General features: G+C 60.8%; 17 protein-coding genes. 7 read left to right on the top strand and 10 right to left on the bottom strand.

What is annotated here, in order from left to right:
• Nucleotides 1-117: 117 nt before the first annotated feature.
• The 3 genes from HB393_RS04020 to HB393_RS04010 all read right to left on the bottom strand — a co-directional run bounded on the left by HB393_RS04020 (nucleotide 118) and on the right by HB393_RS04010 (nucleotide 4,259).
• Nucleotides 118-1,083 (bottom strand): pseudouridine synthase, encoded by a 966-nt coding sequence (locus tag HB393_RS04020; RefSeq protein WP_213803866.1) that lies wholly within the window; start codon nucleotides 1,081-1,083, stop codon nucleotides 118-120.
• Between the two features lie 171 nt (nucleotides 1,084-1,254).
• The gene (gene scpB, locus HB393_RS04015; RefSeq protein ID WP_213803865.1) at nucleotides 1,255-2,505 is read right to left on the bottom strand and encodes an SMC-Scp complex subunit ScpB; all 1,251 of its coding nucleotides are present in this window, start codon (nucleotides 2,503-2,505) and stop codon (nucleotides 1,255-1,257) included.
• 134 nt (nucleotides 2,506-2,639) lie between these two features.
• Nucleotides 2,640-4,259: an inorganic phosphate transporter gene (locus HB393_RS04010; protein WP_213803864.1), complete on the bottom strand. Its 1,620-nt coding sequence runs from the start codon at nucleotides 4,257-4,259 to the stop codon at nucleotides 2,640-2,642.
• 237 nt (nucleotides 4,260-4,496) lie between these two features.
• Here HB393_RS04010 and HB393_RS04005 point away from each other — a divergent pair, with 237 nt between their 5' ends.
• The gene (locus HB393_RS04005; protein WP_213803863.1) at nucleotides 4,497-5,510 is read left to right on the top strand and encodes a choice-of-anchor A family protein; all 1,014 of its coding nucleotides are present in this window, start codon (nucleotides 4,497-4,499) and stop codon (nucleotides 5,508-5,510) included.
• A gap of 564 nt (nucleotides 5,511-6,074) precedes the next feature.
• On the opposite strand, the gene HB393_RS04000 is transcribed toward HB393_RS04005, so the two are convergent.
• From HB393_RS04000 to HB393_RS03990, 3 genes are all read right to left on the bottom strand, one after another.
• A complete protein-coding gene (locus tag HB393_RS04000; RefSeq protein WP_345945017.1) occupies nucleotides 6,075-6,998 on the bottom strand; it encodes a segregation/condensation protein A in 924 nt (307 codons plus the stop codon).
• A gap of 96 nt (nucleotides 6,999-7,094) precedes the next feature.
• A complete protein-coding gene (gene trpS / locus HB393_RS03995) occupies nucleotides 7,095-8,264 on the bottom strand; it encodes a tryptophan--tRNA ligase (RefSeq protein ID WP_213803861.1) in 1,170 nt (389 codons plus the stop codon).
• Nucleotides 8,265-8,308: 44 nt separating this feature from the next.
• Entirely contained in the window at nucleotides 8,309-9,010 is a 702-nt protein-coding gene (locus tag HB393_RS03990) for a site-2 protease family protein (protein ID WP_213803860.1), read from the bottom strand.
• An 88-nt stretch (nucleotides 9,011-9,098) separates the two neighbouring features.
• Here HB393_RS03990 and HB393_RS03985 point away from each other — a divergent pair, with 88 nt between their 5' ends.
• Entirely contained in the window at nucleotides 9,099-9,932 is an 834-nt protein-coding gene (locus tag HB393_RS03985) for a DUF1003 domain-containing protein (protein WP_213803859.1), read from the top strand.
• Between the two features lie 6 nt (nucleotides 9,933-9,938).
• On the opposite strand, the gene HB393_RS03980 is transcribed toward HB393_RS03985, so the two are convergent.
• The 3 genes from HB393_RS03980 to HB393_RS03970 are packed head-to-tail and all read right to left on the bottom strand — an operon-like array spanning nucleotide 9,939 to nucleotide 11,713.
• Nucleotides 9,939-10,733: an acyltransferase gene (locus tag HB393_RS03980; protein ID WP_213803858.1), complete on the bottom strand. Its 795-nt coding sequence runs from the start codon at nucleotides 10,731-10,733 to the stop codon at nucleotides 9,939-9,941.
• A 54-nt stretch (nucleotides 10,734-10,787) separates the two neighbouring features.
• Entirely contained in the window at nucleotides 10,788-11,534 is a 747-nt protein-coding gene (locus tag HB393_RS03975) for an SIMPL domain-containing protein (protein WP_213803857.1), read from the bottom strand.
• A complete protein-coding gene (locus HB393_RS03970; RefSeq protein WP_213803856.1) occupies nucleotides 11,531-11,713 on the bottom strand; it encodes a hypothetical protein in 183 nt (60 codons plus the stop codon). Before HB393_RS03970 ends, HB393_RS03975 begins: the two co-directional genes overlap by 4 nt.
• A gap of 118 nt (nucleotides 11,714-11,831) precedes the next feature.
• Here HB393_RS03970 and HB393_RS03965 point away from each other — a divergent pair, with 118 nt between their 5' ends.
• The 5 genes from HB393_RS03965 (at nucleotide 11,832) to HB393_RS03945 (ending at nucleotide 16,713) form a co-directional block, all read left to right on the top strand.
• Nucleotides 11,832-12,104, top strand: a complete 273-nt coding sequence (locus HB393_RS03965) for a hypothetical protein (RefSeq protein WP_213803855.1) — start codon at nucleotides 11,832-11,834, stop codon at nucleotides 12,102-12,104.
• Between the two features lie 519 nt (nucleotides 12,105-12,623).
• A complete protein-coding gene (locus tag HB393_RS03960; RefSeq protein WP_213803854.1) occupies nucleotides 12,624-12,908 on the top strand; it encodes a hypothetical protein in 285 nt (94 codons plus the stop codon).
• 85 nt (nucleotides 12,909-12,993) lie between these two features.
• Nucleotides 12,994-14,988, top strand: a complete 1,995-nt coding sequence (locus tag HB393_RS03955; protein ID WP_213803853.1) for a heterodisulfide reductase-related iron-sulfur binding cluster — start codon at nucleotides 12,994-12,996, stop codon at nucleotides 14,986-14,988.
• Between the two features lie 10 nt (nucleotides 14,989-14,998).
• The gene (locus HB393_RS03950; protein ID WP_213803852.1) at nucleotides 14,999-15,760 is read left to right on the top strand and encodes an electron transfer flavoprotein subunit beta/FixA family protein; all 762 of its coding nucleotides are present in this window, start codon (nucleotides 14,999-15,001) and stop codon (nucleotides 15,758-15,760) included.
• Complete coding sequence (locus HB393_RS03945) at nucleotides 15,757-16,713, top strand: electron transfer flavoprotein subunit alpha/FixB family protein (protein WP_213803851.1); 957 nt, start codon at nucleotides 15,757-15,759, stop codon at nucleotides 16,711-16,713. Before HB393_RS03950 ends, HB393_RS03945 begins: the two co-directional genes overlap by 4 nt.
• 2 nt (nucleotides 16,714-16,715) lie before the next feature.
• Here the strand turns inward: HB393_RS03945 and HB393_RS03940 are convergent, their stop codons facing one another.
• Complete coding sequence (locus HB393_RS03940; protein ID WP_345945016.1) at nucleotides 16,716-17,690, bottom strand: EamA family transporter; 975 nt, start codon at nucleotides 17,688-17,690, stop codon at nucleotides 16,716-16,718.
• Nucleotides 17,691-17,843 lie beyond the last annotated feature (153 nt).

Below are 17,843 nucleotides of genomic sequence, written 5' to 3'. Positions count from 1 at the left end.
CGATTCGGATAGTCATCGGCCGCCCTGTGAATCGCGGGAGTATTTTTGGCTTCGTAACAGACGGGTGTCAAGGGCCCCTGCATCAAAGTCACACACGCTTAACCTGCGTGTTCTAACTCATGAGGTTGGCCGTCGCTGGGGACGGCTAGGGGCGGACTTGGAGGCAAAGGTCCTGCGGCCCGGAGTCCCCCGCTTCTTCACCGGAGCCTTCAGTTGCGCAAACTCAGGAGTCTTTTTCTTAGGCACGACCTTCTTGCCCTTGGCTGCGCGGTCCAGGGCCTGGACCTCGCCCGGAGTAAGCTCGCGGAACTCACCCGGCGCAACGTCGAGGCGCAGCGCTCCGTAGCCTATGCGACGGATCTTTTCGACATGGTTGCCGATCTCTTCAAACATCTTACGAAGCTGACGGTTGCGGCCCTCAATCAGAGTGACCTCGTACCAGGGATTGTCGCCGCCACGGACCAGTTCGACCTTGGCCGGTGCAGTGATGATCCGGTCGCGACGACCGCTGCGGATCTCGTCCAGACGGCCGCGATCGATCATAATGCCGTGGCGAATCTGGTCCAGACCGCTGGCCGAAGGAACGCCGCTGACCTTCACCAGATAGGACTTCTCGACGCCAGCCGAGGCCTTGGAAAGCGAATTGGCAAGCTCGCCGTCGTTGGTCATCAGCAGCAAGCCCTCAGAGAGATAGTCGAGCCGGCCGACCGGATACAGACGAGGAAGCTTGCCGTGAATGCCAGTGACCTTCTTCTGAGTAGCCTCGGCCAGAAGCTGCATAACCGTCGGGCGATGCTGTGGGTCTTCAAGCGTCGTGACGTAGCCGCGCGGCTTGTTGAGCATGAAGTAGCGATGAGGCTCAGGGCCATGCAGGAGCTTGCCGTCGACGCGAATGTGGTCTTTGGCAGCGTCGTGGCGTGTGCCCAAGGTGGTGATAGTAGTGCCGTTCACCTGGACGCGGCCTTCGAGGATGATCTCTTCGGCCTTCCGGCGGCTGGAGATCCCGGCCTGGGCGAGGATCTTCTGGAGGCGATCGCCTTGCGGCGCCTCTTCTTTAGGGGCGGAGAATGACTTGGGGGGCATGTTGTTGGCTTTCTGACTGCGGAGCGGCTCATCGCGGTCGGGTCGTTCTGACGCCTGTTCTAGCGTTGTATCTATTATCGCCTGTTTGTCGTCTACAAACCCAACGATCCGCGACGAAACACGGCACGGAGGAGGACGGAGTCCCATCCTCCTCCGTGCCGCCAGCAGCCGCTAGACTTTGTTGGTATCGATGGCGGGAACGCGCTGCAGACCGTCCGTCTCGCGAGTCAGAGGCTCGTCGGCAGGCTGTTCGTTATCGCCTTCAGGCGTGGAGACCGTGTTGGGCGCATCGTCCTCAGAGCTGTCATCCTCAGGATCATCAGACTCAGGGCTGTCGCGAATATCGCTGAAGTCGTCCTTGAGCGGGTTGTCGTCCAAGGGGTCGTCGAGGGGATTGTCCGAAGCATCGGGGCTGCCATCGGCCTGCGGAGCGTGGGAGTGGCGTTCCGGCTCGAGAGCCTCTACGGACTCTGGTGCGTGGTGCGTGTGACCCTCGTGCTGCGCATCTGGCATAGGAATCTCCTCTTGGAGCGGCTCGGCATCGGCTAGCTCGCCGGCCATCTTCTCAAACTCTTCGATGCTGGGAAGCTCGTTGATGTCTTTGAGGCCGAAGCGGAGGAGGAAGTCCTTGGTGGTCTTGTACAGGATCGGACGCCCGATGACCTGTTTGCGGCCAGCGGTGGTGATGAGCTTGCGGGTCATCAGGGAGCCCAGCACGCCGCCCGTATCGACGCCGCGGATCTCCGAGATCTCTGGAGCGGTGACAGGCTGCTTGTAGGCGACGACAGCCAAAGTCTCCAGAGCCTGAAGCGAGAGCTTCAGCGGTGGTTTGAGCGACTTGACGAAGCCGCGCACGGCGTCGTGGTACTCCGGCTTGGTGGAGAGCCGATAGCCTCCCGCGACCTCGCGGATCTCGATTCCGCGGCCACTGTTGGCGTAGTCGGCGATCAGAGAGTCAAGGATGGAGCGGAAGTACTCGCGCAGGCGGCGAGCCCGTTCCTTCTCGGCCTTGTCGTCTCTAGCCTTCGTGGACTCCGGCTCGGCGGAGACTGCAATGGGCTGGACTTCACTTCTCTCCTCTTCGCCGGCGTCTTGAGCCACGGACTCCGTCGACACTTCAACGGCAGTCTCCAAAGCAGGCTGCGCTTCCTCTGACTCAGAGGAAGACTCGGGGGCGGCTTCGGAGTCCGCCTCGGCGGAGAGAACCTCGGCGTTGAGACCGTCCGGGTCAGCTTCCAGGCTGCTCTGCGCCTCGTCCTCCGCGCTCTGCTGGGCTTCGTCCAGGGCGAGCGTGCGCTGGGCGGCGTCGAGGTGGTCGAGCTCGGCCTGTGCCTCGTGGCCGAGGAGGCCAGTGAGCTGGGCGAGAGTAACAGGCTCTTCGGACGCGTAGATGACTGCTTCGATCTTGGCTTTAAGGCTCATGGTGTCAGCTGTAAGCATACCAACCATAGGCCGGAACAGAGGAATGACAACGCATCTTTGCGGCGACGGGAGAATTTACGGGAAAAAACAAAGGCTCGTCGCGAGACGAGCCTTTGTTTTCTGCAGGAAGCAGCTTATTTCACGATGAAGTTGAAGATCCAGAAGAGACTTCCAGACAGCAGCGCGGCAGCCGGAAGCGTGAAGACCCAGGCGGCGGCGATGTCGCGGATGGTCGACATCTGGAGACCGCTGCGGTTTGCGGCCATTGTTCCAGCCACTCCGGACGACAGGACGTGGGTAGTGCTGACCGGAAGTCCGTAGTTATCCGCAGCCAGGATGGTGCACATGGCGACGAGCTCCGCGGAGGCTCCCTGCGCGTAGGTGAGGTGAGTCTTGCCGATCTTCTCCCCTACCGTGACCACGATGCGCTTCCAGCCGACCATCGTTCCCAGGCCCAGTGCGAGGGCGACCGCGACCTTCACCCAGGAGGGAATGAACTTGGTGGAGGTATCGAGGAACTTCTTGTAGTTGCTGATCGCTTTCATGTCGGAGTCGGACATCTTGGGAGCGTCGGACTTCGGCAGCAAGCGAAGGGTCTCGCTGGTGAGGTACATCTGGTTGCGAACGTTGGCCTGCATCTGCTGCGGGACCTTGCTGAGCGATCCGTAGCCTGTCGCCTCATTGCGGATGTCCGTGATCATCTGCTGGAGGGCGAGCATAACGCCTGGCTCGTACTTCTTGGTGCTGACAAACTTTTCGAGCTCGGGACCGGACTCCTGCAGGACCATGCCGGGTTCGACGTAGTTGCCGATCGCTCCGGCAACCTCCGTGGAGACGGCGGCAAAGGTCTGGACCTGAGCGGCGGTGACAGTGTGGTTGAGCGCGTAGGCCGTGGGGACGGTGCCGACGAGGATCAACATGATAAGGCCCATGCCCTTCTGGCCGTCATTGGAGCCGTGGGCGAAGCTGACTCCGGTGCAGGTAAGGATGAGCAGCGCCCGGATGTAGAACGGTGGCGGCGCGGTTCCTTCAGGAGCCTTGTAGAGGCGGGGATCCTTGGCGATGGCCTTGAAGAGCAGGAAGACCAGCGCGGCGCAGGCGAAGCCGACGACGGGAGAAATGAGCAGCGCCTTGAAGACCTTGGTGACCTGCTCCCAATCGACGCCTGAGGTTCCCGAGTTGCCCTGCATGAGCTGGTTCGCGACGCCGACGCCGAGGATCGAGCCGATCATCGTGTGAGAGCTGGAGGCGGGCAGACCGCGATACCAGGTGGCAAGGTTCCACAGGATCGCCGCGACCAGGAGAGCGAAGACCATTGAGAAGCCAGAGCCTTTGCTGACCTTGAGGATCAGCTCGACGGGCAGCAGCGAGATGATGGCGAAGGCCACCGCTCCGGAGCTGGTGAGGACGCCGATGAAGTTCCAGATGCCCGACCAGACCACGGCGATATGCGGCTCGAGCGAGTGGGTGTAGATGACCGTGGCGACCGCGTTGGCGGTATCGTGGAACCCGTTGACGAACTCGAATCCAAGGGCGATCAGCAGCGCGAGTCCGAGCAGGACGTAGGGGAAGATCGACGCCTGATGGACGATGGAGAGATCATCGGAGAGGCGGCTGATGATGTAGACCAGTCCACCTACGAGCATCACGGCGAAGATGATCATGCCCCATTTGCCGGGCGATGATTTGGCAAGCTTTTGGTCGAGCAGAGAGCCTGAGGCGATGGAAGCTGAGTCAGTTACGGAAGTAGCCACGGTGCAGTCACCTTCAGTTCTGGATTGGTCGAAGTGGCTTGAGCCTAGTCAGACTCCTTGAATGCACGGTTACAGGACGAACAATTCCTGTGCAAAGCCAGAGGCGCTCATGAATTCCATGCTGCCCTGCCCTTCGGAAAAGGATTCCCCTTTCCCCAAAGAAAAGCGCAAATATTTTCACATTCTGTAGGCCATAGGCAATAACCGGGTAATTTTGTCCCATATTGGCATCGCAGCTTGGCCATCCAATTGCTTCTCCCTGTAATTATGACCTTCCATAAGGTACTTTTTACCGCCCTTGCACTAAGTTCGTTCGCGGCAGTCGCGCACGCTGATTCGGTTGCTCCCTTCGGGATTGCCAGCGCTTACAACCTGCTGGCTTTGGGCTCATCGACTCTGCAAGGCACCATCTCGACTTCGGCAGACGTAACCGGACGGGTGGCGGCAGCCGACAGGATTCTGGCCGGAACGACGATCGGCAGCCATCTGAATGGCGATCCTTACGGCTCTCTCGCTACCTATGGGCTGGTTTCGACGAATGGCTTGGTGGCCGGGCAGACGTTCAATATGAACGGGGGCGGAAATGCCTATGCCGCAGGCTCAAACGGCAGTTTCAACTTCAACGACGGCGGTCACCGGGTGGCGACGGGCAGCTCCGGGATCGACTTCGACTCCTTGCGGACGTCACTCGATCTGCAGACCGCGGTGCTGAATGGACTGGCTCCGAATGGGGTGGTCGGCGCGCCAACTCCTGTGAACGGCAATCCATCGTGGCTGGTGCTGAAGGGCACAAGCAGCACGCTGAATGTCTTCAACATCACGGCGGCGCAGTTTGCCAGCAACAACCACAACATCGATATCGAGGCACCGGTGGGTTCGACGATCATCGTGAATGTAGCTGGCACAAATGTGACGCTTGGCGCGGGCCTGTACTACAACGGCAACCAGACCTCAGGCGACAGCGATGCGGACTCGAAGATCCTATTCAACTTTGCCAACGCTCAGACGGTGACGATCAATTCGCAATTCAGCGCGTCGATTCTGGCTCCGTTCGCGTTGTTGAGCGGAAACGCACAGATGGCCGGCAACTTCATCGCCGCGCAGATCGGCCAGACGGGCGAGGTGCACAACATAGAGTTCACCGGCATCCTGCCTCCTCCGACGGGCGTTACCCCTGAGCCAGGCACACTGGCGCTGATGGGAACCGGCATTATGTCGCTGGCAGCGGTGGTACGACGCCGCAAGAAGTAGCCCTGCTCTTAGCAGGTGAGAAGCCCTGGCTGAGGCCGGGGCTTCTTTGTGTCTGTTGGCCCTGTTCAAGTCGCCCGGCAAAATCTTCCACAACCTGCAAAGATCAACCATTTGCTGTTGTCTTACATTTTGTTTTTGCAGAAACCCAGCAAAATCGCATGTCAACCCCCAAAACCCCCTAACCCCTCCGAAATCATCAAGATCCAAGTGGCACTTTAGTTATGCTCCATTCTCTAAAATAGAAAGAGAAGCAATAAAGGAGCCGCTCAGCGCGGTGGCCACGCTAGTTCCTTGCCAAACTTGAGTTCGAAACCACCACGTCTTTGTTCGGGTCCGCCCAAAACAGTCCAAGACGAAACGTCGTCGAATAAAGAACTTGCGCAAAAAGGCGGGGGGAGGGGTGTCCCCAAACAGCTCCTGGGGGGCGTGGGATTACCCACCGAAGTAGGCGCTGGGAAAGGAAGGCGGTCGGGCTTGCGCCCGATACCCCACCCTATTTGCGGTGAGACTGCAAAAAGGATGGGGCACCCGCTGTAGTGCCGGTCTAGCTATTGGTGGCTTGGGTTAGCGCCAGTCGTCTCGGGTTACTTGCTGGTCGGCGAAGACAGTGTCGAAGTTTTCGGTCTTCTTGATGAGGATGTCGCCTTGCAGGACGGGCTGGTGGAGCAGGACCGCCTGCAGGCGGACCAGCTCCAGCATCGCCAGGAACATGCAGATGAGGGCGCGCTCGGTGTGGGTGTTGTGGAGCAGGCGGCGGAGGGAGACGGGTTTGTCCTCCATCAGCAGGCGGCGCTTCACGTAGTCGATCATCTGGGCGACGGTGACGGACTCCTCATCGACGTTGAGGATGGGCCGGGCGCGGAGGCGGGCAAGGATCTCCTGGAAGACGCGTACGAGGTCGACGGTGTCGGCGGCGATCTCGCGGTCTTCGTTGAGCATGGAGCCGCTCTCCCCAGCGTCGCGGCGGAAGTTGCGCAGACCGGGCGTGGTCCAGGTAGCCTCTTCGATCTGCTGCTTCTGCATGAGCATCTGGGCGGCAGCCTTGAAGCGTTCGTGCTCCAAAAGGCGTTCGACGAGCTCGCGGCGGGGATCTTCAGAGTCTGCGCCGGTGGGATCGGAGGGGTCGCGGGGCAGCAGGGTCTTGGACTTGATGTGGATGAGGAGCGAGGCCATGTAGATGAACTCGCCGGCGGCATCGACGTCGGTCTGCTTGAGGTGATGGGTGTATTCGAGAAACTGAGAGGTGATGCGGCCGATGGGGATGTCGTAGATGTCGATGTTCTGCTTGCGGATGAGGTCGAGCAGAAGATCGAAGGGCCCGTCGTAGACCTGCCCAACGGTGATGGAGAAGGGCGACTGCGAGGCCTCTTCCTTGTCCGCGGTGGGGCGTTTGGCCTCGGGCGGCGGAAGGATGGGCTTGGGCTCGAGGATGAAAGGGGCTTGAGGCTCTACTGGAGATAGTTCTTCGGCTGGAGAAGGTGCTGCCACTTCAACTTCAGGGCGTGTGGCGGCTGGCTCTTGGGTCGCAGTGGTATCTGAGCCGGGGGTAGGTTCGGGTTGTAGGGTTTCGTCAGGCATCTTTGGTTAGAGTAGACCTACAACACTTCGTACTTCCTTCATCGTCTGAGCTGCGCGGTTGGCGGCACGGATATTTCCATCCGTAAAGATCTCGTCCACCTTGGTGAGGTTGGCCTCATAGTAAAGGCGGCGCTCCTGAATTGGGGCAAGTTCTTTAACGACAGCGTCTGCGAGCCAGCCTTTGCACTCGATACAGCCTATTCCAGCGGTCGTGCAGCCTTCGCGGACGTTCTGCTGGGTCTCTTCCGAGGAAAAGACCTTGTGAAGATCAAAGACAGGGCAGACATCGGGGTTGCCGGGGTCGGAACGCCGAATGCGCTCAGGGTCGGTGACCATGGTCTTAAGCTTGGCACGGACCTCAGACTCCGGGTCAGAGAGCAGGATGGTGTTGTGGTAGCTCTTAGACATCTTGCGGCCGTCGGTGCCCGGGAGCTTGGGCGACGGAGTCAGGAGGAGTTCGGGTTCAGGAAGGACCATTTCCACAAACCAGGGCGACTTGAGCTTGGTCTGGTGTGCGGCCTGGACCAGCTCGTGGGTCGTGAACTGGTTCTTGTCTGGTTGAGCCACGATCTTGCGTGCCTTGGTTTTTACGGCTTCGAGTTCCCATGGGGCGGCTTCGGAGCCAAAGGAGAAGCGTCCGGGATAGATCGAGTTGAAGCGGCGGGCGATCTCCCGAGTGATCTCGACGTGGGCCGCCTGATCCTGACCCACGGGAACGTATGCGGGCTGATAGGCGAGGATATCCGCGGACTGGAGGAGCGGGTAGCCGAGGAAGCCGTAGGTGGCGAGGTCCTTCTCTTTGAGCTGCTCCTGCTGGTCCTTGTAGGTTGGGACGCGCTCCAGCCATGTCACCGGGGTAATCATGCTGAGCAGAGCGTGAAGCTCGAAGTGGGCAGGAACCGCGCTCTGAACGAAGAGGGTGCACAGAGCAGGGTCGAGGCCGGCGGCGAGAAAGTCGAGGGCGACCTCGCGGATGTTCTCCTTGAGCTTGCTGGTGTCGGCGTAGTCGGTGGTGAGGGCGTGGTAGTCGGCGATGAAGAAGTAGCACTCGTACTGGTGCTGGAGCTGGACCCAGTTGTAGAGGGCGCCCATGTAGTTGCCGAGGTGGAGGCGGCCGGTGGGGCGCATGCCCGAGAGAACGCGGGGGCGCGGGGTGATGAGGTTTTGTTCAGACATACCGGTCCAAGGGAAATGATACGGGAAATGGCGATCGACCGCGGTTAGAGGGTGAAGAGGAGTGTGTCGAAGGTGCTCTGCAAGGGCGAGAGGAAGATGCGGAAGATAAAGCCTCCGCCGAGCAGCATAATGATGAACATTCCGAACATGCCGATGCGGTCGTAGACCTGAAGGGCTTTGTAGGGCAGGAAGTGGCGGAGGATGCGGCTGCCGTCCAGGGGTGGGACGGGGATGAGATTGAAGACGAAGAGCACCAGGTTGATGAGGATGACGAAGTAGAGGAAGAGAGCGATGGGGAAGAGTGCGGGCAGATTCTCGGTCGAGACGCCGGGGTAATGGTCGGCCAGGGCAACCGCAGTGATAATGGCGAGTCTGCCGCCTTCGATCGCGTGTTTGAGAATGACGAGCAGGATGAGGGCTATGGAGGCCGAGAGCAGGTTGCTGGCGGGGCCGGCGAGGGTGACGAGGATGTCGTCGCGGCGGTAGTGCTTGAAGTTGCGGGCGGTGACGGGGGTGGGCTTGGCCCAGCCGAAGAGCATTCCGCCGTAGACGAGGCCGATGAGCGGGAAGAGGACCGAACCGAAGGGGTCGAGGTGTTTGGCGGGATTGAGGGTCACCCGGCCGAGCATCTTGGCGGTGGGATCGCCCAGACGCCAGGCTGTCCAGGCGTGAGCACACTCGTGCACGCTGAAGGCCAGGACCAGGACGACAACTTGAAACAAAATGAGGACGACTTGCTGACTCATATTTGTTAGCTTACCGAAAGAATGCAGACGGGGTACGGAGCGGCAGATAGACTCCGACTGTAGTGTGACCAACGTACCGAGGTGATGAGTGGCTTGCGATCCGACCGAATTGAGACACATTCCGCTGTTTGCCTTACTGGATGATGAAGAACTGGCCGTCCTGGCGGCGCAGGTAGAGCTGCGGAAGTTCGCGGCGAGGCAGAGGATTTACAAGATCGGGGACCCCAGTGGCGGGGCCTATGTGCTGATGTCGGGCGGTGTGCAGGTGACCACCGTCGATGAGGACAACCAGGAGGTGCTGGTCGATACGCCGGGACATGGCGAGCTGTTCGGGTTTGCTTCGATGCTGGAGCAGACGGCGCATCAGACCAACGCCATGGCGCTGGAGGAGACGACCTGTCTGGAGGTGGACAGGAACGACATCTCCATTCTGCTGCAGCGGAAGCCGATGGCAGGAATGGACATGCTGACGGTGTTGGCGAGGCAGCTGCATGCGCATCAGCAACTGGTCCGAGGACGAGCGATGCGTAATCCGAACGAGGTGATCGACGAAAAGGCCACTTTCGGGAACCGAGTTGCCGATGCTGTGGCGCGGTTCGGTGGATCGTGGAACTTCATTATCTCGTTCGGCGTGGTGCTGGTGGCTTACACGACGCTGAATGTGGCGCTGCGCGGACGGGCGTGGGATCCCTATCCGTTTATCCTGCTAAATCTGTTCCTGTCGATGCTGGCTTCGATTCAGGCTCCGGTGATCATGATGAGCCAGAACCGGCAGGACACCAAGGACAGGCTGCGCGGTGAGCTGGACTACGAGGTCAACCGGCGAGCGGAGTCGGAGATCAAAGATCTGGCGAAGCGGCTGAACCTTTTGACCGACAAGCTCGACGATGTGGACGATCTGCTGCGCGAGAAACTTAAGTAGTGCGGCCTATGCGGTAGGGTCCTTTTCCTTCTTGGGATGGGCGGGGATGCCTACGGAGACGGTGTTAGGGGGAACGGGGCTGGTGGCGAGTCCCATGGCTCCCAGCATGCCGTTCTCGCCGATGTTGGCTCCGGCGAGGACGGTTGCGTGGTAGGTGACGCGGGCCTTGGGGCCGAGTTCGGTGACCTTGTTGGTGACGTCGGCCTGGTGGTTGATGTCGTGGGTGTGGGAGTAGATGTTGGCGTAGTCGGCGATGCTGGTGCCGTCGTGGAGGATGATCTCGCCGCGGTCGTCGAGCAGGACGTTCTTGTGTACGGTGCAGTTGTCACCGATGGTGAGGTTGTAGCCGTAGGTGAACTCGACGTTGTGGAAGATCTTAACTCCCTTGCCGAGGTGGCGGAAGATGTGGCGGCCGAGCATGCAGCGGAAGCGGAAGCCGAGCCAGTGGTTGAGACCGGCGGGCGAGCGGTCGAACATCTGCCAGAAGTAGATGAGGGGCTTGCGGAGGCCGTACTTTTCGGCGTCGATGTCGCCATAGTACTCGGGCTCGAGGGTTACGTTGCGGGGGTCGAAGCACTCCAGCATGACGTTGGTGGGGAGCTCGGTGACGAGGGTGGCTTGCTTGCGTCCACCGACGGGACGACCGAGGTAGAGCTGGATGAGCTCGTCGCGGACGATCTCGGAGCGGCGATTGACATCCGTATGGCGAGTGAACTCGTCGTTCAGATGAGCGAGCCAACGGCGAAAGATCGCTTCAGCTTCGGGGGTCGGTTTGAGTTCGCGGTATTCTTGGACGGGCATATTTAGGACCTCGGGACCACATAACAATATCTCTTACTGCATTGCGCGGCCAGTCTATTCGATGGCGAAGACAGCGTAGACGGTGGCCGACTTTTCCACACGGCGGGGATTGATGGCGAGGGGCTGAACTTTATCCATGGCCATGCTCGCTTGAGCCAATCCGCGCATGAGGGGACGGACGGGTTCGGACTGGACCTCGTTGCTGGCGTAGATGAGATTGCCGAGCTTGACGTTCATGCCGGCCGCCATCTGGGCGGCGACGGTGCGAGCACGCTGAAGAGCTTTAGAGGCTGCTTCGGCTTGCGGCGCGTTCTCGTCCTTGAGGGACCAGTCGATCTGGCCGGACTGGTTGGCTCCGGCCTTGACCGCTACATCGAGGAGCACTGAGGCGTCTTTGGCGTTGCTGCGGAGGGTCCAGCTCTGGACGACCTGGAACTTGCGCTGAGCCTTCTCCGCCTCGGTGAGCTTCTGGACCTGGTAGTCCTGAACCGGAGAGATGCTCTGGTTCTCGCTTTCGAGGGCGTCCGCGGGGACTCCGGCCTTGGTGAGGGCGGCGACGATGGCGTTCGAGACGCGGGAGCCGGAGGCGTAGGCGGCGGGGCTATCCGCGCCGTAGACGATGTAGCCGATGTGGAGGGTGGCGACGTCGGCCTGGGCGATGACGCGGTCCGTGGCGGTGACGGCGATGCTGCGGTTGTCCTTGTTGAGCTGGAGACCCTGAGGCTGGGACTGGGCGTGGCTGGGGACGGAGGCCAGTGCGGTTGCGCAGAGGGTAAGGACGGCGAGGCGGGAAGGGTTCATGCATCTTCTCCTGGGGTGCTGAGCAGGTCGGCCAGGGTCTGCTTGTGCTTCGGGTTGGCTGCGGCCTTCTGTTTGGGGTCGGGGAGGACGCGCTCCGGAGGCGGAGTGCCTACACGGTCGCGGGCGTTGGCTTTGACGGCCTTGATTTTGGAGAAGACCTGCTTCTTGGGTTTGCTCATAAAGACACCTTGGGAGCTCCAGGCCCATGGTGATTATGCAATATACTCGTCTTCGCAGGTGCGACACCGCGGACTCAGCAGGCCATTGAGGCGTGCGCGCGGTGCAATGAGGTGCCGGATGGAAGAGCGGGATTTTTTCGATGAACGGCCGGAGCAGCGGACGCACGTAATGACTTGTCCACACTGCGGGCAACAGGGCGAATATGAACTGAGCTGGCTGGTGCGCCGTAAGAAGGCGCAGCTGCCGCGAGGCGCGGATGACCGGGACCGGGCGCGGTTCGCCAAGGCACAGAGCTACATGGTGCGGCGGGATGACCTGGTCGGGTGCAAGAATATCCGCTGCAGGAAACGGTTCGACGTGGCCGGGATCCAGTCGGTGGCGTTTATCTAGGTGCTCGCCCACCCCTACTGCCTGAGCGTAAGCGTTGTGTTTGCTTAGACTTGCGGGGGTGATACCGTGCTGAATTCTTGCAAATGCAAGGGTTGCGTCCGAATAACGGCGACGAGGTGAGCTAAGGATCGTGGTTCGGGCACCCGAGTGGTTGGGGCTGGAATAGGAGTGCGGTCGTGCTTCCGCACGATACCCCACCCCATTTGCGATGAAGCTGCAAAAAAGGGTGGGGCACCCGTTTTTGTGTCCGATCCGAACTTTATAGGTGGGTTTGGCTTTTGTGGTGGGGGTTGGCTTTACGGGTGGGTGGGGGTTCCGTTATGCTTTCGGCTCGTGGACGGAGATGTTCTTTCGACTGCGGGTTGGGCTGGGGCGTGGCTGTGATTTAATGGGGGAGTCTAAGTTGTCCGGGGCGGAGGGTTCGAACCGGGTGGCGAGAACCAAAATTTGAAGACCACCGCAGCCGCCCGCTAGAGCCACAAGCCTAGAGGCACAAGCCGCAGGAGACGATAGAACGCAATGGCCAACACACTGCTTTCCCCCGAAGAACGGAACCTGAACCCCGACGAGGTTGAATTGCTGGACAAGCGCCGCCGCCGTGGGCAGCTTTTCCTGGTGATCTGCCTGCAATGCACCGTCGTTTCGGCGCTGCTGACGTTGTGGACGGGACAGGATCTGACGTATTCGCCGGGCTGGGTTCATCCGGTGGCGTACTGGAACTTCGCTACGTTTACGGCGGCGGTGGTGTTTGGACTTGCGGGGCTGCGTCTGCGCCGCGGGAGCACGGAGTTCATCAGCTACTAGCTTGTAGCCGATGAGTCCCGGCCTTCCGCAGTTGCACAGGATGCGAGTTTGCGCTGCATGAGGCGCTGCCCGCGGATGGGTTCGGATGGCCGATGCAGGGTGTGTCGCGGTGTGGGGTGCCCGTCTTCCGGGCGTGATTCTGCTTTCCAACTTCCAAATCTCCGCTACGCTGGCGGAGCCTGAGCGGTTTTCCGGGCTGGAGATGGGGTTGCTGGTGGCCTGCGTGATGGCGGCGGGCGGGTTGTTCTTCTGGCGCTTTGCGCCGATTCTAAACAGGATTTTGCACTCGAAGAAGGATGCGGACTTTTCGCTGCGGCCGGTGGGGCGGCGGGTGTGGGAGTTCGTCTGGGAGGTGCTTTGCCAGGCGAAGGTGATTCGGCAGAGGCCGTTGCCGGGGGTGGCGCATGCCTTTGTGTTCTGGGGATTTCTGGCGTTTGCGCTGGTGAGCCTGAACCACTTTGCAACGGGTGTGGAGTTGGGGTTTCTGACGCCTGATGGGGTTGTAGGGCGTTTTTACTTTGTGTTTGCGGGGGTTTGGGCGCTGCTGGTGGCGGTGTCGATTGCGGGCTTATTTGTGCGGCGCTTTTTTGTGCGGCCGGTCTGGCTGGGCGAGAAGGTTTCGTATGAGTCGGGATTGATTGCGCTGCTGATCTTCGCGCTAATGGTGACGTATCTTGCGGCGTTCTTTGTAGAGCCGGGCGGGGTTGCGGTGAAGGCGCTGTGGTGGACGCATACGCTGGCGCTGCTGGTGTTTCTGCCGCTGATTCCGCATACGAAGCATCTGCACCTGGTGCTGAGTCCGCTGACGGTGTTTCTGAAGCGGGATGGGTTCTCCAAGATTCCGCCGCTGAGCGGCGATGAGGACTTCGGGCTGGTGGCGGGCAAGGATATTACGCAACTGATCTCGTTACAGGCTTATAGCTGCGTGGAGTGCGGGCGTTGCACGGAGCACTGCCCTGCTTCGACGACGGGCAAGGTGCTTAATCCCAAGGAGATTATTTTAGGGATGCGGTCTTACCTGAATGAGTTTGGACCGGCCTCGGAGATGGCTTTGTTGAGCGAGGCTCGGGTGGAGAGTCCGGATAATCCGCCGAACAGGTATATGAGCATGGAGGCGGCGTTCGAGTGTACGACCTGCGGGAGCTGCGAGTACCAGTGTCCGGTGGGGATTCAGCACCTGCCGATTATCGTTGGGCTGCGGCGGGGCGCGACCAACACCGGCGCGTGGGAGGACACGTATGGGACGAAGCTGTTTCTGGCGCTGGAGAAGAATGGGAATGCGCTGGGGCTGAGCGCGATGGAGCGGGATAAATTTGTAACCAAACAAGGTCTGCCGATCTTCGATGGCTCGCAGGAGTACTGTCTCTGGCTGGGATGCATGGGTGGGTATGACCCTAAAGGGCGCGAGATTATTGCCGATTTCGCGCGTGTGATGAGTTACCTGGGGACGACGTTTGGGGTATTGAAGAAAGAGAAGTGTACGGGGGACCCAGCGCGGCGGCTGGGGAACGATCTGGTGTTTCAGACGATGGCGGAGTATGGGCTGAAGGCGCTGGAGGCGGCGAAGGTGCAGAAGATCGTGGCGATCTGTCCGCACTGCGTGAGGACGATCTCCAACGACTGGCGGGAGTATGGGATTGCGCCGGAGATCGAGCACCACTCGGAGTTTATGGCTCGGTACAAGGATCGGTTGCCGAAGCAGGTCGCTGCGGCGGGAGAGTCGATTGTCTATCACGATCCTTGCTATCTGGGGCGGTACAGGGATGTGTATGAGGAGCCGCGAGAGATCGTTGCTTTGGCGGGGACGCTGGTGGAGGCGGAGCGGTCGCATGAGAGGAGCTTCTGTTGCGGGGCGGGTGGAGGACTGGCGTTTCTGGGGGAGGAGAGTGGCGAGCGCGTGAGCCATGTGCGGGCGAAGGAGTTGATGGAGACGGGCGCGCAGACGATTGGGACGGCTTGTCCGTTTTGCAATACGATGTTTCGGGATGCTGTGTCGGCAGTGGGCGGTGGGCAGGTGCAGCCGCAGTTGTTGGATATTGCGCAGTTGACGGCGCGGGCTTTGCCAGACGTGAAAGGGTGATGGGAGAGATATGAAGATTTTGGTGGCGGTGAAGCAGGTGCCGGAACGGGATGCGCAGATTCGCGTGGCTGCGGATGGCAAGTGGATTGACGAGGGCGATCTTTCGTACACCATCAATGAGCCGGATGCTTATGCGCTGGAGGAGGCGTTGCAGTTGAAGGAGAAGAACGGCGGCGAGGTCGTCGTGGTGTGTGCGGGGCCGGAGCGGGTGGTGAGTACGCTGCGGGAGGCGTTGGCAAAGGGGGCGGATCGGGCGATCCATCTTGAGGCGGACGATTTGGGGGAGAGGGATACGCTCGGGATCGCTCGGATGCTGGCGGATGCGGTGAAGGGGGAGGCTCCGGATTTGATACTTACGGGGTTACAATCCGAGGACCTGGGACTGGGGCAGACGGGAGTGGTGATGGCGGAGTTGTTGGGGATTCCTCATGCCACGATCATCATGCAGGTAGAGGTGGTCGATGGAGGGGTGAAGGTGAAGCGGGAGCTGGAGGATGGGTGGTTTCAGCATGTAGAGATGCCGCTGCCGGCGCTGTTGACGATCCAGAGTGGAGGCAACCGGCTGCGGTATGCGACGTTGATGGGGATCAAGAAGGCGAAGACCAAGGAGACGGCCACAGTTTTGGCGGGAGCTGCGGTGGCGAGGGCGGTCTCGCTGGAGAGAGTCTATCTGCCGGAGAAGCAGAAGAAGACGGAGATGTTGACGGGGACGTCTGCGGAGGTTGCGGCGAAGCTAGTGGAGAAGCTGAAGTTTGAGGTGAGGGTGCTATGAGCGGAGTTCTGGTAGTGATGGAGCAGCGGGGCGGGGTGTTGAACCGCATGAGTCTTGAGGCGGTGGCGGCGGGGCGGCTGTTGGCGGCGAAGGTGGGGGCTGAGTGCTCGGTGGCAGTGCTGGGAGCGGGTGGTGGGGCGGGCGTGAGTGACGTCGCCAAGGCTTACTCGGTGGAGCATGCGCTGCTAAAGGACTATACGGCGGATGGGTATTGTGCGGCGTTGGAGCAGTTGGTGAAGAAGCTGGGGCCGGGGTATGTGGTGTTTCCGCATACGTACCAGGTGCGGGACTTCGCACCGAAGCTGGCGACGCGGTTCGGGCAGGTGTTGATCAGCGATGTGATTGGGGTGCAGGATGGGCCGGTGTTTGTGCGGCAGCTTCTGCAGGGCAAGTTGAATGCGGATTATAAGCAGGCCGGGGCGGGGCCTTGTTTTGTTTCGGTACAGGCGGGGAGTTTTCGGGCTGATGTAGAGGCCGGGGAGGCGGTTGCTGCTGAGGTGTTTGTGCCTGAGATTGAGGCGGCGCAGATTCGGAGCAAGCCGGGAGAGCTGTTCCGGGAGTCGGCGCAGACGGTGGATTTGAGCGCGGCGCAGGTGATTGTGTCGGTGGGACGCGGAATTGGCGAGCAGGACAATATCGGGATCGTGCAGGAGCTGGCGGATGCGTTAGGTGCGGAGTTGGCGGCGAGCAGGCCGATCTGCGATAACGGCTGGCTGCCGATGGAGCGGCAGGTGGGGAGCTCGGGGCAGACGGTGGCGCCGAAGCTGTATCTGGCGGTGGGGATCTCTGGGGCGATTCAGCACCTGGTGGGGATGAAGGGGTCGAAAGCGGTGATCGCGATCAACAAGGACGAGCATGCACCGATCTTCGAGGTGGCGGACTTTGGCGTGGTGGGGGATCTGTTCGAGGTGGTGCCGGAGCTGACCAAGGCCATCCTGGCGGCGAGGAGCTAGGCCTAGGCTAGCTCTTCTGTTTTGGGGCAGTTCGCTTCGGCCAGCGAGGCTCCGGTCTTGAGCTTGGAGCTGGTGACGAGCCATACGGCGATGAGGATGGCAGCCATGCCAATGTACTCGATGGCGACCATGCGCTCGTGCAGGAAGAGGTCTCCGAGAGCGACGGCGACGATGGGGTTAATGTAGGCGTAGGTGGAGACCTTAGCAACGGGGACGTGCTCCAGCAGATAGATGTAGGCGGTGTATCCGACGAGCGAGCCGAAGGTGATGAGGTAGACCACGGAGGAGAGGGCCTGGGTGGTCCAGCGGGCTTCACTGCCGGCGTGGAGGGCGAGCATGACGACGCTATTGAAGAGGCCAGCGAAGAGCATCTGCCAGGCGGCGGAGGCGAAGGGGCTGATAGGCATCTTGAAGCGGCGGGCGATGATGGTGCCGGCGGTCCAACTGAGGGCGCAGCCGAGGGCGAAGGCCCCGCCGATCATCTGGCCCTTGTCGCCGTGGAGGCTGTCGCGCAGGCCGGGGGCGAGGAGGACGACGAGGCCTGCGAAGCCTACGGCGATGCCTACCCAGCCGCGGGCGCGGAGACCTTCGCCGCGGGGGGTTACGGCTTCGAAGAGCGCTACGTAGAGCGGGATGACGGCGATGATGAGGGCGGAGAGGCCGCTGGATAAGGTGCGCTCCGCGTACATGAGGCCGACGTTGCCGCCGGTGAGCATCAGGATGCCGATGGTGACTTGCAACCATGCCTCGCGGCCGCTAAGGCGAAGGCTGATGCCGCGGACTAAGCAGAAGAGCAGCATCAGGATGCCGGCGATGGTGTAACGAACTGCTCCCAGGACGAAGGGAGGCAGGTCTTCGACTCCGAAGCGGATGGCGACGTAGGTGGATCCCCAGAAGAAATAGACGCAGGCGAAGGCGATCAGCACACGCGTGCGAATCTGGGCGTCAGTTGCTTTTATGGTGGGATTTGCGGGCACAATCTCTATCTTAGCTTCCGGGGGAGGGGACGCACTCCGGATCTTGACTTGGAACTTGGGTTGGGAACTTGGGTTAGGAACTTCGGCTAGGAAGGGAGGTTCTCTGCTCGGAAGCGCGCTCGCCCCAGTGGTCGGACTGGATGGGCTTGAAGC

The organism is Granulicella sp. dw_53 (assembly GCF_018449545.1).
GTDB lineage: Bacteria > Acidobacteriota > Terriglobia > Terriglobales > Acidobacteriaceae > Edaphobacter.
Note: the sequence above shows the minus strand (reverse complement) of the source record. Positions and strands in the feature narration are given on the sequence as shown.